The 15,872-nt window shown below is 62.1% G+C and carries 11 protein-coding genes; all 11 read left to right on the top strand.

Annotated features, from left to right (window positions below; translation table 11 throughout):
• Positions 1-46: 46 nt before the first annotated feature.
• The gene (gene tssA, locus NTD80_RS11185; protein ID WP_106802280.1) at positions 47-1,066 is read left to right on the top strand and encodes a type VI secretion system protein TssA; all 1,020 of its coding nucleotides are present in this window, start codon (positions 47-49) and stop codon (positions 1,064-1,066) included.
• Between the two features lie 54 nt (positions 1,067-1,120).
• Entirely contained in the window at positions 1,121-1,627 is a 507-nt protein-coding gene (gene tssB / locus NTD80_RS11180; RefSeq protein WP_010207547.1) for a type VI secretion system contractile sheath small subunit, read from the top strand.
• Between the two features lie 2 nt (positions 1,628-1,629).
• Entirely contained in the window at positions 1,630-3,126 is a 1,497-nt protein-coding gene (gene tssC / locus NTD80_RS11175; RefSeq protein WP_032884437.1) for a type VI secretion system contractile sheath large subunit, read from the top strand.
• 174 nt (positions 3,127-3,300) lie between these two features.
• Positions 3,301-3,789 carry an Hcp family type VI secretion system effector gene (locus NTD80_RS11170; protein WP_005792512.1) on the top strand — a complete coding sequence of 163 codons (489 nt, stop codon included), beginning with the start codon at positions 3,301-3,303 and terminating at the stop codon, positions 3,787-3,789.
• A 78-nt stretch (positions 3,790-3,867) separates the two neighbouring features.
• The gene (gene tssE, locus NTD80_RS11165) at positions 3,868-4,383 is read left to right on the top strand and encodes a type VI secretion system baseplate subunit TssE (RefSeq protein ID WP_262133589.1); all 516 of its coding nucleotides are present in this window, start codon (positions 3,868-3,870) and stop codon (positions 4,381-4,383) included.
• Positions 4,380-6,239: a type VI secretion system baseplate subunit TssF gene (gene tssF / locus NTD80_RS11160; protein WP_106802279.1), complete on the top strand. Its 1,860-nt coding sequence runs from the start codon at positions 4,380-4,382 to the stop codon at positions 6,237-6,239. Before tssE ends, tssF begins: the two co-directional genes overlap by 4 nt.
• Entirely contained in the window at positions 6,203-7,246 is a 1,044-nt protein-coding gene (tssG, locus tag NTD80_RS11155) for a type VI secretion system baseplate subunit TssG (protein ID WP_065902535.1), read from the top strand. Before tssF ends, tssG begins: the two co-directional genes overlap by 37 nt.
• Positions 7,239-9,896 carry a type VI secretion system ATPase TssH gene (tssH, locus tag NTD80_RS11150; RefSeq protein ID WP_262133585.1) on the top strand — a complete coding sequence of 886 codons (2,658 nt, stop codon included), beginning with the start codon at positions 7,239-7,241 and terminating at the stop codon, positions 9,894-9,896. The genes tssG and tssH overlap by 8 nt, the downstream gene beginning before the upstream one ends.
• Positions 9,897-10,023: 127 nt before the next feature.
• Entirely contained in the window at positions 10,024-11,967 is a 1,944-nt protein-coding gene (locus tag NTD80_RS11145) for a type VI secretion system Vgr family protein (RefSeq protein ID WP_262133584.1), read from the top strand.
• 14 nt (positions 11,968-11,981) lie between these two features.
• On the top strand, positions 11,982-12,416 hold the full coding sequence (locus NTD80_RS11140) for a DUF1795 domain-containing protein (protein ID WP_262133582.1): 435 nt from the start codon (positions 11,982-11,984) through the stop codon (positions 12,414-12,416).
• A 12-nt stretch (positions 12,417-12,428) separates the two neighbouring features.
• Positions 12,429-15,872: DUF6531 domain-containing protein (locus tag NTD80_RS11135; protein WP_262133580.1), on the top strand; the 3,444-nt coding region annotated here is incomplete at its 3' end.

The raw sequence follows: 15,872 nt of genomic DNA, 5'->3' as shown, positions 1-15,872 counted from the left end.
CATGCATTGCCCGCCATCTAACGGGCTGATAGGGAGATCAATTTCAGTGGATGTGCCGTTGCTGCTCACCGCCGTTTCCGCAACTTCGCCGTGTGGCGAAGACATGGAATATGACGCGGACTTTCTCCAACTGGAGCGTGATGCCAAGGGCCAACCCGAGCGCAGCATGGGCGATTCGATTTTGCCCGCTGAACCGCCGGAATGGCGCAGCATCCAGCAGCAAAGCCTCGACTTGTTGCAGCGCAGCAAGGACCTGCGAATCACCCATTTCCTGTTGCAAAGCTCGCTCGCCCTGCAAGGCGTGGCCGGGCTCGCAGAAGTGCTCACGCTGATCAACGCGCTGCTGCGCGAATACTGGGCCGACCTGCACCCGCGCCTGGATGCCGACGACGATAACGACCCCACGGTTCGCATCAACGCACTGTCCGGCCTGACCAGCGACGCGACCATTCGCCTGCTGCGCGAAAGCATCCTCACCCGCTCGCGCACCTTCGGCCCGGTCAGCCTGCGAGCCGCGCTGAACGCCAGCGGCCTGATGAATTTCCCCGATGAGCAGCTCGGCGCGCAGCAACTCAACGCCGCGTTCCTGGACAGCGACCCCGAGCAATTACAGGCCACCCGCGATGCCCTGGGCGCCGCGCGCGCCGCTTGCGAAGCCATCGAACAACAGGTCAGCGACCAGGTCGGTTCGGCCCAGGGCGTCGACCTCAGCCTGTTGAAGCAACCGCTCAAGCAGGCCCTGCAAATCCTCAACCAATTCGTACCGAACAGCGACACCCGCAGCGAACCCGAGGCCGTCAGTGACGACAATGCCCCCTCGGTCGACTTCGCTGCAGCCCCCGCAGCACCGCGCCCCACTGGCGACATCGCCAGCCGCGATGACGTGCTGCGCAGCCTCGACAAAATCCTTGCGTACTACACCCGGCACGAGCCTTCGAGCCCGCTGCCGGTGTTGTTGAACCGGGCCAAGAATCTGGTGCACGCCGACTTCGCGGCCATCGTGCGCAACCTGATTCCCGACGGCATGTCCCAATTTGAAAACCTGCGCGGTCCGGACGGCGAGTAAGCCGCCCGAGCGTGCAGTAACAACACCGTCGCTCAAGCGACCAGGAGCAGCAACGTGGCGAAGCAAAGTTCTCAGAAATTCATCGCGCGCAACCGCGCGCCTCGAGTGCAGATCGAGTACGACGTCGAGCTCTACGGCGCCGAGAAAAAGGTCCAGCTGCCCTTCGTGATGGGCGTGATGGCCGACCTCGCCGGCAAGCCAGCCGAGCCTCTGGCGCCCGTGGCCGACCGCAAGTTCCTTGAAGTCGATGTCGACAATTTCGACTCGCGCCTCAAGGCCATGCAGCCGCGCGTGGCATTCCACGTCCCCAACGAGCTGACCGGCGAAGGCAACCTGAGCCTGGACATCACCTTCGAAAGCATGGACGACTTCAGCCCGGCGGCCGTGGCCCGCAAGGTCGATTCGCTGAACCAGCTGCTCGAAGCCCGTACCCAGCTGGCCAACCTGCTGACCTACATGGACGGCAAGACTGGCGCTGAAGAAATCATCATGAAGGCGATCAAGGACCCGGCATTGCTCCAGGCACTTGCCAGCGCACCCAAGCCTGCAGGGGACCAATAATCATGACGGACAATACCGCCCGCGAAGGCTCCCAGATCCTGGGGGCTACCGAAGAAGCCAGCGAGTTCGCGAACCTGCTGCTGCAAGAATTCAAGCCCAAGACCGAGCGTGCCCGCGAAGCCGTGGAAACCGCCGTGCGCACCCTGGCCGAGCAGGCCCTGGCGCAAACCGACCTGGTGTCCAATGACGCGATCAAGTCGATCGAATCGATCATCGCCGCCATCGACGCCAAGCTCACCGCCCAGGTCAACCAGATCATCCACCACCAGGATTTCCAGCAGCTGGAAAGCGCCTGGCGTGGCCTGCACTACCTGGTCAACAACACCGAGAGCGATGAGCAGCTCAAGATCCGCGTGCTCAACATCTCCAAGCCGGACCTGCACAAGACCCTGAAGAAATTCAAGGGCACTGCCTGGGACCAGAGCCCGATCTTCAAGAAGATGTACGAAGAAGAATACGGCCAGTTCGGCGGCGAACCGTACGGTTGCCTGGTCGGCGACTACTACTTCGACCAGTCACCACCCGACGTCGAGCTGCTGGGCGAGCTGTCGAAAGTCTGCGCCGCCATGCACTCGCCGTTCATCGCTGCGGCGTCGCCGACCGTGATGGGCATGGGCTCGTGGCAGGAACTGTCGAACCCGCGCGACCTGACCAAGATCTTCACCACCCCGGAATACGCCGGCTGGCGCTCGCTGCGCGAATCGGAAGACTCGCGCTACATCGGCCTGACCATGCCGCGCTTCCTGGCGCGCCTGCCGTATGGCGCCAAGACCGACCCGGTGGAAGCCTTCGCCTTCGAAGAAAACACCGACGGCGCCGACAGCTCCAAATACACCTGGGCCAACGCCGCCTACGCGATGGCCGTGAACATCAACCGTTCGTTCAAGCACTACGGCTGGTGCTCGCGCATCCGTGGCGTGGAGTCCGGCGGTGAAGTGGAAAACCTGCCGGCCCACACGTTCCCGACCGATGACGGTGGCGTGGACATGAAGTGCCCGACCGAAATCGCCATCAGCGACCGCCGCGAAGCGGAACTGGCGAAGAACGGTTTCATGCCGCTGCTGCACAAGAAAAACACCGACTTCGCCGCATTCATTGGCGCGCAGTCGCTGCAGAAACCGGCCGAATACGACGACCCGGACGCCACCGCCAACGCCAACCTGGCCGCACGCCTGCCGTACCTGTTCGCCACCTGCCGTTTCGCCCACTACTTGAAGTGCATCGTGCGCGACAAGATCGGCTCCTTCAAAGAGAAGGACGAGATGCAGCGCTGGTTGCAGGACTGGATCCTCAACTACGTCGACGGCGACCCGGCGCACTCCACCGAAACCACCAAGGCCCAGCACCCGTTGGCGGCAGCCGAAGTGATCGTGGAAGACGTCGAAGGCAACCCGGGGTACTACAACTCCAAGTTCTACCTGCGCCCGCACTACCAGCTCGAAGGGCTGACGGTGTCGCTGCGCCTGGTATCGAAGCTGCCTTCGGCGAAAAGCGCGTAATAACGATCCGCCGGGATCGGGCTTTTTGTGGGAGCCGGGCTTGCCCGCGATGCAGGCGACGCGGTCTGTCAGTCAGACCGCAGTGATGCCATCGCGGGCAAGCCCGGCTCCCACAGAAAAGCACCGCCCTTGGGTTAACCAAATATCGTGGCTGAGACCACACAGGGAGAAAACATGGCTGTTGATATTTTCATCAAGATCGGCGACATCAAGGGCGAGTCCATGGACAAGGCCCACAAGGACGAAATCGACGTGCTGAACTGGAGCTGGGGCATGGCCCAGTCCGGCAACATGCACGTGGGCGGTGGCGGCGGTGCGGGCAAGGTGAATATCCAGGACCTGTCGCTGACCAAGTACGTCGACAAGGCGTCGCCGAACCTGATGATGCACTGCGCCAGCGGCAAGCACATCGACAAGGTCAAGCTGACCGTGCGCAAGGCCGGTGGCGAGAGCCAGGTCGAGTACATGGTGATCAACCTGGAAGAAGTGCTGGTCACCTCGCTGAGCACCGGCGGTTCGGGCACCGATGACCGCCTGACCGAAAACGTCACCCTGAACTTCGCCCAAGTGATGGTCGACTACCAGCCGCAGAAAGCCGACGGCACCAAAGACGGCGGCGCGATCAAGTTTGGCTGGAATATCCGTTCCAACACCAAGCGCTGATAACCCTTGTGGCCGTGGCCCGGCGCCACGGCCCAAGGCTTTGTGTTCCTCTCGCAACCCGTCCGTGGAGCTGCTTTGGTGGTAACTGAAATCGCTTCCCGCGACCGTCTGCAACCGTCCCTGCTGGACCGGTTGACCGACGACGACCCGACCAATCCCAAGGAAAGCGCCGACAAACGCGTGCTGTCCCTGACCCAATTGAAAGCCTCGGTTCTGCGCGACCTGGCGTGGCTGCTCAACACCACGTCGTTGCTGGATGCCGATGCCACCCTGCACACCCCGGCCGGTACTTCGGTGGTCAACTACGGCCTGCCGGCACTGGCGGGCAACAGTGTATCCAGCGTCGATATCAAGGCCCTGGAAGCCCTGATCTACCAGGCCATCGCCACGTTTGAGCCGCGTATCCTGCGCCACACCTTGCGGGTCAAAGCCCGCGTCGGCCATGGCGAGATGAACCACAACGCGCTGAGTTTCGAGATCGAAGGCGACCTGTGGGCACAACCGGTGCCGTTGCGCCTGCTGCTGCAAACCGACCTCGACCTGGAGTCTGGCCACGTGCGCGTGGTGAATGCCGACCAGCGGAGGCGCACATGAACCCGCGCCTGCTGGAGCTGTACAACCAGGAACTGCACCACGTGCGCGAAAGCGCCGCCGAGTTCGCCAAGGAATACCCGAAGATCGCCAGTCGGCTGACCCTGTCCGGCATGGACTGCGCCGACCCGTACGTCGAACGCCTGCTCGAAGGCTTTGCCTACCTGACGGCCCGCGTACAGCTCAAGCTCGACGCCGAGTACCCGACCTTCACCCACAACCTGCTGGAAATCGCCTACCCGCACTACCTGGCACCGACACCGTCGATGACCGTGGTGCAATTGCAGACCGATCCCGATGAAGGCTCCCTGGCCAGTGGCTTCCCGCTGCCGCGCGACACGGTGTTGCGTGCCGCGCTGGGCCGCGAGACCCAGACCTGCTGCGAGTACCGCACCGCACACCCGGTGACGTTGTGGCCGTTGCAAGTCAGCGGCGCCGAGTACTTCGGCAACCCCGCCGCCGTGCTCGGCCGCCTGGCCGCCAGCGAGCCGAAAGCCAAGGCCGGCCTGCGCCTGACCCTGCGCACCGGCGCCGAATTGCCGTTCAACAGCCTCGACCTCGATAACCTGCCGCTGTACCTGAGCGGCGCCGACGAGCAACCGTTCCGTCTCTACGAGCAATTGCTCGGCAATGCCTGCGCGGTGTTCGCGCGCAAGCCGGGTGGCGACTGGGTCGAACGCCTGCCTCAAGGCGCGTTGCGCTCGCGGGGGTTTGACGACGCCGACGCGGCGATGCCCGTGGTCGCGCGGGCATTCCAGGGCTATCGCCTGTTGCAGGAATACTTCGCCCTGCCCCACCGTTTCCTGTTCGTCGAATTCGCCGAGCTGGGCCGCGCGGTCAAACGCTGCGACGGCCAGGAGCTGGAGCTGATCGTCCTGTTCGACCGTCACGAGCCGAGCCTGGAAGGCAGTGTCGGCGCCGCGCAGTTCATGCCGTTCTGCACGCCGGCCATCAACCTATTTCCGAAACGGGTGGACCGCATCCACTTGTCCGACCGGGTCAACGAACACCATGTGATCGCCGACCGCACCCGGCCGATGGACTTCGAGATTCATTCGTTGAGCGGCATCACCGGCCACGGCACGGGGCCGGAACAGCCGTTTTTGCCGTTCTACGCCGTACGCGATCCGTCGCGTTATGGCCGTGACCAGGCGTACTACACCGTGCGGCGCGAGCCGCGTGTGCTGTCCAGCGATCAGCGCCGCAACGGCCCGCGCTCCACGTATGTGGGCAGTGAAACCTTCGTCAGCCTGGTCGACAGCCAGCAGGCGCCGTACCGCCACGACCTGCGCCAGCTCGGCGTGACCGCGCTGTGCACCAACCGCGATTTGCCGCTGTTCATGAGTGTGGGCAACGGCAAGACCGACTTCACCCTGGCCGACAGCGCCCCGGTATTGGCCGTGCGTTGCGTTGCCGGCCCGAGCCGCCCACGCGCCAGCCACGCCCATGATGCCAAGGCCTGGCGCCTGATCAGCCAGTTGTCGCTCAACTACCTGTCGCTAAGCGAACAAGGCCAGGGCGCCGGTGCCTTGCGCGAACTGCTGCGCCTGTACGGCGACAGCAACGATGCCGCCCTGCAATTGCAGATCGAAGGCCTGCGCGAAGTCAGCAGCAAAGCGGTGACCCGACGCTTGCCGATGCCCGGCCCGATCGTGTTTGGTCGCGGCCTGGAAATCACCTTGGAATTCGATGAAAACGCGTTTCGCGGCACTGGCGTGTTCCTGCTCGGTGCAGTGCTGGAGCGCTTCCTGGCACGCTACGTGTCGATCAACAGTTTTACCGAGACGGTGATCCGTACCACCGAACGCGGCGAGATCATGCGATGGAAAGCCAAGCCCGGGCGGCGTCCGACCCTGTGAATACACTGGATGCGATGCATCAGGAGCCCTGGGAATACGATTTTTTCCAGGCATTGCGGCGTATCGAGTGTGAATCGCCGGAGCTGCCACGCCTGGGCCATTCCCTGCGCCTGGCGGATGACCCGCTGCGCCTCGGGCAACAGGCCGACTGCACCTTCGCCCCGGCGACCCTGGCCTCGGTCGATCCGGGTGGCGACGGCAAGCCGGCGCGGCTGGAGCAGTTTTTCTTCGGCCTCGGCGGCCCCAACGGCCCGTTGCCGCTGCACATCACCGAGTACGTGCGCGAGCGTCAGCGCAACAACGCCGACAGCACCAGCAAACAGTTCCTGGATATTTTCCACCACCGACTGTTGAGCCTGTTCTACCGGGCCTGGGCCGAGGCGCGGCCGACCGTCAGCCACGACCGTCCGGACGACGACTACTGGTCCGCACGCCTGGCGGCCTTGAGTGGCCGCGGCATGCCGAGCCTGCTCAACCAGGGCCTGATTCCGGACACCGCGAAGCTGCACTACAGCGGTCACCTGTCGGCGCAAACCCGCTATCCGGACGGCTTGAAGGCGATCCTCGGCGAGTACTTCGGCCTGCCCGTGGAGATCGAGGAATACGTCGGTCAATGGCTCGAGCTGCCCGAGCGCAGCCGCGTCAGCGTGAGCGCCAATCAACTGGGCGTGGACTTTTGCCTGGGCAGCCACGTGTGGGACCGCCAGCATAAATTTCGCATCCGCCTCGGCCCGCTCAAGCTCGATGACTACATGGGCATGCTGCCCGGCAGCCAGCCGTTCAATGAGCTGGTGGCGTGGGTGGCCGAGTACCTGGGCCATGAATTGGACTGGGACCTGAACCTGGTTTTGCAACAACCCGAAGTGCCGACGCTGCAACTCAACGGCCAGTTCCGCCTGGGCTTCAACACCTGGCTCGGCAAACCTGCACAAGACGCCAACGACCTAATCCTGGCCCGGCACTACGCCGATCACGCCACCACCTCAAGGAATCCAGAGCATGGGTGAAATCAGTCGCGCCGCACTGTTCGGCAAACTCAACAGCGTGGCCTACAAGGCCATCGAAGCCGCCACCGTGTTCTGCAAACTGCGGGGCAACCCGTACGTGGAACTGGCCCACTGGTTTCACCAGTTGCTGCAGCTGCAGGACTCGGACCTGCACCGCATCATTCGCCAGTTCAACGTCGAGCCGGCACGCCTGGCCCGCGACCTGACCGAAGCGCTGGACCGCCTGCCGCGCGGCTCGACTTCGATCACTGACCTGTCATCCCACGTCGAAGAAGCCGTAGAACGCGGCTGGGTCTACGGCAGCCTGATGTTCGGCGAAAGCCAGGTGCGCACCGGTTACCTGGTGCTCGGTATTCTCAAGACCCCGAGCCTGCGCCACGCGTTGCTGGGCTTGTCTTCCGAGTTCGACAAGATCAAGGCCGAAGCCCTGAGCGAACGTTTTGATGAATACGTCGGCGACTCGCCCGAAAATGCCTTGAGCGCCAGCGACGGTTTCAATGCCGGTGCGGTACCAGGCGAAGCCAGCGGCGCGATGGCACCGAGTGCGATGGGCAAGCAGGAAGCCCTCAAGCGCTTCACCGTCGACCTCACCGAACAGGCCCGCAGCGGCAAGCTCGACCCGATCGTGGGCCGTGACGAAGAGATCCGCCAGTTGGTGGATATCCTGATGCGTCGGCGCCAGAACAACCCGATTCTCACCGGTGAAGCCGGGGTGGGCAAGACCGCCGTGGTCGAAGGTTTCGCCCTGCGCATCGTCGCCGGCGATGTGCCGCCTGCGCTCAAAGACGTGGAACTGCGCAGCCTCGACGTGGGCCTGCTGCAAGCCGGCGCGAGCATGAAAGGCGAGTTCGAACAGCGCCTGCGCCAGGTCATCGAAGACGTCCAGGCTTCGCCCAAGCCGATCATCCTCTTCATCGACGAAGCCCACACGCTGGTAGGTGCCGGTGGCGCCGCCGGCACCGGTGACGCCGCCAACCTGCTCAAGCCTGCCCTCGCCCGTGGCACCTTGCGTACCGTGGCCGCGACGACGTGGGCCGAGTACAAAAAGCACATCGAGAAGGACCCGGCGCTGACCCGGCGTTTCCAGGTTGTGCAAGTGGCCGAGCCGTCGGAAGACAAGGCACTGTTGATGATGCGTGGCGTGGCCTCGACCATGGAAAAACACCATCAGGTGCAGATTCTCGACGAAGCCCTGGAAGCCTCGGTGAAGTTGTCGCACCGCTACATTCCTGCCCGCCAGCTGCCGGACAAATCCGTGAGTTTGCTGGACACCGCCTGCGCCCGTGTCGCCATCAGCCTGCACGCCGTGCCGGCTGAAGTCGATGACAGCCGCCGCCGCATCGAAGCGCTGGAAACCGAGTTGCAGATCATCGCCCGCGAACACGCGATCGGCGTCGCCATCGGTACACGCCAGGCCAACAGCGAAGCCTTGCTGAGTGCCGAGCGTGAACGCCTGGCCACCTTGGAAAACCGCTGGGCCGAAGAGAAAACCTTGGTCGACGAACTGCTGGCGACCCGCGCAACCTTGCGTGAAAAAGCCGGCGTGGTGGACAGCGGCAACGATGAGCTGCGCGCCCAATTGGTCGACCTGCAATATCGCCTCACGGCCCTGCAAGGCGAAACCCCGCTGATCCTGCCGACCGTGGATTACCAGGCCGTGGCCTCGGTAGTCGCCGACTGGACCGGCATCCCGGTGGGCCGTATGGCGCGCAATGAGCTGGAGACCGTGCTCAACCTCGACCAGCACCTGAAGAAGCGCATCATTGGCCAGGACCACGCGTTGCAGATGATCGCCAAGCGCATCCAGACCTCCCGCGCCGGCCTCGACAACCCGAGCAAGCCGATTGGCGTGTTCATGCTGGCCGGCACGTCGGGCGTGGGCAAGACCGAAACCGCCCTGGCCCTGGCCGAAGCCATGTACGGCGGCGAGCAGAACGTGATCACCATCAACATGAGCGAGTTCCAGGAAGCCCACACGGTGTCGACCCTCAAGGGCGCGCCACCGGGCTACATCGGCTACGGCGAAGGCGGCGTGCTGACCGAAGCAGTGCGGCGCAAACCCTACAGCGTGGTGCTGCTGGACGAGGTGGAAAAAGCCCACCCGGACGTGCACGAGATCTTCTTCCAGGTGTTCGACAAGGGCGTGATGGAAGACGGCGAAGGCCGGGTGATCGACTTCAAGAACACCCTGATCCTGCTGACCACCAACGCCGGCACCGAGCTGATTTCGCATGTCTGCAAAGACCCTGCGAACACGCCCGAACCGGAAGAAATCGCCAAGGCCCTGCGCCAGCCGTTGCTGGAGATTTTCCCGCCGGCGCTGCTCGGCCGCCTGGTGACCATTCCTTACTACCCGCTGAGCGACACGATGCTCAAGGCGATCACTCGCCTGCAACTGGACCGCATCAAGAAGCGCGTGGAGAGCACCCACAAGGTCGCCTTCGACTACGACGACGCGGTGGTCGACCTGATCGTCTCGCGCTGCACCGAAACCGAAAGCGGCGGGCGCATGATCGACACCATTCTGACCAACAGCCTGCTACCGGACATGAGCCGTGAATTCCTCACGCGCATGCTCGAAGGCAAGGCGCTGGCGGGCGTGCGTATCAGCACGAGGGATAACGAATTGCACTACGACTTCAACGATTGACCTGACGGAATGCGATAAAAACTGTGGGAGTTGCCTTGTGTGGGAGCTGGCTTGCCTGCTCCCACACAAGGCAACTCCCACATTGGATTCGGTTTCTTCAGTTATTAAGTCATTTACGGGTTAACCGATGCTATTCAACCAAGCCACACGCCTGGCCAAGATCACCAGCCCCCTGGGGCCGGATGTGCTGCTGCTCAATGAAATGGGCGGCGGTGAAGAGTTGGGCCGGTTGTTCAACTACGAGCTGCAACTGACCTCGCTGGACGCCAACATCGACCTCAACCAGTTGCTGGGCAAGCCGATGAGCGTCGGCCTGCAGTTGGCGGACGGTGGCGAGCGGCACTTTCACGGCATCGTCGCGCGCTGCAGCCAGAATATCGACCAGGGCCAGTTCGCCAGCTACCAGGTGACGTTGCGCCCATGGCTGTGGCTGCTGAGCCGCACTTCAGACTGCCGGATTTTCCAGAACCTGAGCATCCCGCAGATCATCAAGCAGGTGTTTCGCGACCTGGGTTTTTCCGACTTCGAGGACGCCCTGAGCCGGCCGTACCGCGAGTGGGAATACTGCGTGCAGTACCGCGAGACCAGTTTCGATTTCGTCAGCCGCCTGATGGAACAGGAAGGCATCTACTACTTCTTCCGCCACGAACAGGACCGCCACGTGCTGGTGCTGGCCGACGCCTACGGCGCCCACGCCACGGTGCCCGGCTACGCGTCGATCCCGTACTACCCCAAGGACGAGCAGCAGCGCGAACGCGACCATATGCACAACTGGCACCTGGCGCAGGAAGTACAACCGGGCTCGCTGGAGCTCAACGACTACGACTTCCAGCGCCCCAGCGCCAGCATCGACGTGCGCTCGGCAATGCCGCGCCCGCACACCGCCGGCGACTACCCGTTGTATGACTATCCCGGCACCTACGTGCAAAGCGCAGACGGCGAACACTACGCCCGCACCCGGATCGAAGCCCTGCAAACCCTGCATGAGCAGATCGAGTTCAGCGGCAATGCCCGCGGCCTGGGTTCGGGTCACCTGTTCAGCCTTACCGGCTTCAGCCGCCAGGACCAGAACCGCGAATACCTGATCGTCGGCTGCCGTTACTACATCGTCCAGGAAAGCCTGGAAAGCGGCGGCGGCTCGGGGTCTGCACAGTTCGAAAGCAGCCTGACCTGCATCGACGCGCAACAAAGCTTCCGGCCACTGGCCAACACCCACCGCCCAATCGTCAAGGGCCCGCAAACCGCGCTGGTGGTCGGCCCCAAAGGCGAAGAAATCTGGACCGACCAGTACGGTCGCGTGAAGGTGCATTTCTACTGGGACCGCCACGACCAATCCAACGAAAACAGCTCGTGCTGGATTCGTGTGTCGCAATCCTGGGCCGGCAAGAATTGGGGCTCGATGCAGATCCCAAGGATCGGCCAGGAAGTGATTGTGAGCTTTCTGGAAGGTGACCCGGACCGGCCGATCATTACCGGACGCGTCTACAACGCCGAGCAGACGGTGCCTTACGACCTGCCGGAAAACGCGACCCAGAGCGGCATGAAAAGCCGCTCGAGCAAGGGCGGCACGCCGGCCAACTTCAATGAAATCCGTATGGAGGACAAGAAGGGCCTGGAGCAGCTGTACATCCATGCCGAGCGTAACCAGGACATCGTGGTGGAGGTGGATGAAAGCCACTCGGTGGGGCATGACCGTAATAAGACTATCGGCCACGATGAAGTGGTAAAAGTCGGCAACGACCGCGTGCGTGCAGTCAAGCATGACGACATGCTCATGGTGGGGTTCAGCAAGACCGACGCCATCAGCAAAAGCTACTTGATTGAGGTGGGCGAAAACCTGCGCCTGGTCTGTGGCAAGAGCGTCCTGGAGCTCAATGCAAGCGGGCAGATTAACCTCACAGGCGTGCAGATCAATGTGTATTCCGAAGGCAGCTCCGAGATCAACACCGGGGGCAATCTGCATTTGAACATTGGTGGCAAAGGCGGCACCACGCCCATGGGCCAAGGGATCAAGGGCGAAATCGACGCGGCCGTCAACTCCATGTTTCCCAAGCCACCTTCCGGCCAATAACGAGATTCTGTTTCATGACCTATCAACTCAATGAACTGCAATTCACGCTGCCCAGCGATGACGTTCAGGATGCTTCCATCAATATCCTGAAGTTCGCCGCTCTGGGTACTTCGTTGATCGTCAGCCGTAGCCTTCTAGGAGATGGTGAGACGCTGCAAAGTAACTTCGAAGAGCAACTGGCGAAGCTAGAGAAGCAGGTGCAGGACTTGCGCTACCAACCGGCGCAGGTACTTCGTGTAGGTGCGGCGCAGGACATAGAAGCCATCGAAGTGCATAACCAGTTCAGCAAGGGCACCGAGCGTATCCATCAATACCAGTTAGCGCTTGTGATACCCGGCACTCGGCAGATGCTCGCCCTGAGTTATGTCAAAGCCCAACCCCTGGGCGATGCTGAACGCGCCCATTGGGCAACCATCAAAAGCACGCTGCTGCTGAATCCCAAGTCTTGAAGCCACTATTCCATGTCTGACGCACTCTGGGCGGCACGTCTAGGTGACGGCCTGCTGCATACCTCGGCGATGGCCGACATCTTGGGCGGTGTGCTGGAAATTGCGGCCAATATCGCTATTACGGCCGTTGCCACTGCTGCGATTGTGGCCGCCACCGGAATTACGGTCGTAACCGGCGGGCTGGGCTGCTTCGTACTGGGCGCGGTGGTGGGCATCATCGTCGGCATAGGCATGAGCAAGACGGGGGCTGACAAGGGACTGACAAAAGTTTGTGACTGGATAGGCAATGCGTTATTCCCGCCGGTGGTGATGGCAACCATCGCCACCGGCTCCCACAACACTTTCACCAACGGCATACCTTCTGCACGTGCCGCAGGCGCTATCGGCCCGGTTAGTTCACAACCCGCCGAAGGTGGCAGCCCCGAAGAAGCCAGTTACCTGGACATGGCCAAGGGTTTTTTCTCGCAGATGTGGCGCCCCACGGTGGCAGTGCCTGCGCCAGGTGCAGTGCCCAAACCGCTGGATATCGTGATCTGCACTAAGCATCCGCCGATGCCGCCGCAGTTTATTGCCGAAGGCTCCAGCAAGGTCACTATCAACGGTCAGCCGGCTGCGCGTAGTGGCGACCGCAGCACCTGCGACGCATCGATTGTCGAGTCTGGGGTGATATCCAGCAACGTGCGCATAGGTGGTAGCCCGGTGGTGGTCCGCGAGATTCGCAGCGGCAAGACGCCGGGTGTCGGTCTGGCGGTAACGGCACTGTTGATGCTGCGCGGCGGTGGTTCGAAGTTCTTCAGCAAGCTGCCGTGCATGGTGGTAGGCGGGCTGGTGTCGTGGGGCACCAGCCAGGTTACCAATGCAATTACCTCTGCAGTGGTCGGCTCGCCCAACCCGGTGCATAGCTCCACGGGCGCAAAAATATTGGATGGCGAGGACGACCTGGACTTCGCCCTGCCCGGCTTGCTCCCCATCGAATGGCAGCGCTACTACAGCAGTCGAGACGAGCGCAGAAATGGTTTGTTCGGCGCCAGCTGGAGCGTGATCTACGAAGTGTTTGTCGAGATTGGCGCACACCCCGAAGGTGGCGAGCGACTGGTCTATACCGATGAGCAAGCGCGCCAGATCGATATGGGCGTGATCCCGCTCGGTGGTGCTGTGTTCAGCGCAGGTGAAGGCTTGAGCGTGCGGCGCAATACCAATGGCCAACTACTGATTGAAAGCGTTGATGGGCTCTATCGACTGTTCGAGCCAACGCAAGGCGCCCCTTCGCACTTGCGCCTCAGCCAGTTAGGGGATCGCAATGACAACCGCATTTTTCTCGACTATGACGCCCAGGGTCGGCTGAGCCGTTTGCGAGATACTTTCGATCATGTGCGCGTCGAGCTGAGCTACAGCCAACAATGGCCGGCGCGGGTAGAGCAAGTCGATCGCGTTTACCCGGATCACAGTCGGGAAACCCTCGTCAGCTATGCCTACGACATTCGCGGCGACCTGGCCGAAGTTCGCGACGCCGCCGCAAATGTGCAACGACGCTTCGCCTATGACGCCGGCCAGCGCATGGTCGAGCACCAGTTGCCTGCAGGGCTAAGGTGCTACTACCAGTGGGAATATGTCGAAGATAGCGAATGGCGTGTAGTACGGCACTGGACCGACGAAGGTGACGAGTATCGGTTCGACTATGACCTGTCGGCCGGTTTGACCCAGATTACGGACGGCTTGCAACGCGTAAGCACGCGCCGCTGGAACCCGCAGTACCAGATCACCGAATACACCGACAATCTGGGAAAGGCTTGGCAATTCGAGTGGAACGATGAGCGTCAGTTGCTCGGTGCGACTGATCCTCAAGGCGGTAAATGGCAGTTCGGCTACGATGAATCCGGCAACCTGTGCAGCACTCAGGATCCGTTGGGGCGGATCGAATCCACGTTGTGGCTGGAGCATTGGTCACTACCGTTGGTGGAGACCGATGCGGCAGGCCAAGCGTGGCAATTTCAGTACGACCAGCGGGGCAATTGCGTCAGTGAAATCGACCCCTTGGGACATGTCACACGGTATCGCTACGATACGTTTGGACAGGTGGTGGAGATCATCGACGCCACGGGCAAAAGCAAAACCCTGCGTTGGAATGAAGCCGGACAGTTAATTCAGCATGTCGATTGTTCGGGGTACCCCACAGCGTTTGAGTACGATCGCCAGGGCCATTTGCAGGTAGTCATCGACGCTTTGGGTGAGCGGCAGCGTTATCAACACGACAACCAAGGCCGCCTACTGCAAACCGAAATGCCAGACGGCCGCATCGAACAGTACCTGCGCGACACCAGCGGTCTGTTGATCGGCTATACCGATGCAGCGGGTCACACCACCCGCTACCAATACGGCCGCCGCGGGCAAGTGCGCCAACGAATAGATGCCCACGGCAGGCAGATTGAGTTCCGCTACGACGCCTATGGCCGGTTGCAAACCCTGACCAATGAAAACGCCGAAAGCTACCGTTTCGCCTGGGATCAGGGCGATCGCCTCGTTGAGCAACAAGACCTCGACGGCAGCGCCCGACGTTATGCCTATGATCTTCTGGATAACGTAGCCGCCGTTGAGTACGTGCCCACCGGGCAGACACCTGAGCCTTCAATTGTGCATCGACTCGCACGAGATGCAGTGGGACGCTTGCTGTTGAAGCAAACTGATGATGGCCGCACCGAATACGCCTATGACCCGCTGGACCAACTCACCGCTGTCACCTTCATCGGCAATGACGAAATCATCCAGGCACTGGCCTTCACCTACGACGCGCGCGGCCAACTGCTCATCGAACAAAGCGCCGCCGGCAGCCTGAACTACCACTACGATGAGCTCGGCAACCTGATCCAGACGCAGTTGCCCGACGGCCGTTGGCTCAACCGCCTGTACTACGGCAGTGGCCACCTGCACCAGATCAACCTCGACGGCCGCGTCATCAGCGACTTCGAGCGCGACCGCCTGCACCGTGAAGTCCTGCGTACCCAAGGCCAGATCACCACTCGCAGTGAATATGACCGCAGCGGCCGCCTGCGCTCACGTATACGCCGCCCCAGTGGCCAGCCCACGCAGCTGCCGGCAGCCCAGCAAAAACACTTCGACTATGACCCAGCCGACAACCTGATCGGCCGTCTGGAGCGTGACCGCGACAAGCATCGGGACCAGCGTCAACTGCTGCACTACGACGCGACCGGGCGAATCATCGCCAGCCAGGACAGCCTGCACGGCCAGCGCGAAACCTTCGCCTACGACGCCGCCGCCAATCTGCTGGACGGACCACAGGCCAGTGCGGGCCTGGTGGTGCATAACAAGCTGATGACCTATCAGGATAAACGCTACCGCTACGATGGTTTCGGTCGAATGATCGAAAAGCGCAGCGCCCTACGCGGCGTACAGCACTTTGCCTACGACGCAGAGCATCGCCTGATTGAGGTACGCAGT

It is taken from the genome of Pseudomonas sp. 13B_2.1_Bac1, from assembly GCF_025466155.1.
GTDB lineage: Bacteria > Pseudomonadota > Gammaproteobacteria > Pseudomonadales > Pseudomonadaceae > Aquipseudomonas > Aquipseudomonas aylmerensis.
This window is presented reverse-complemented; position numbering and strand designations above follow the sequence as displayed.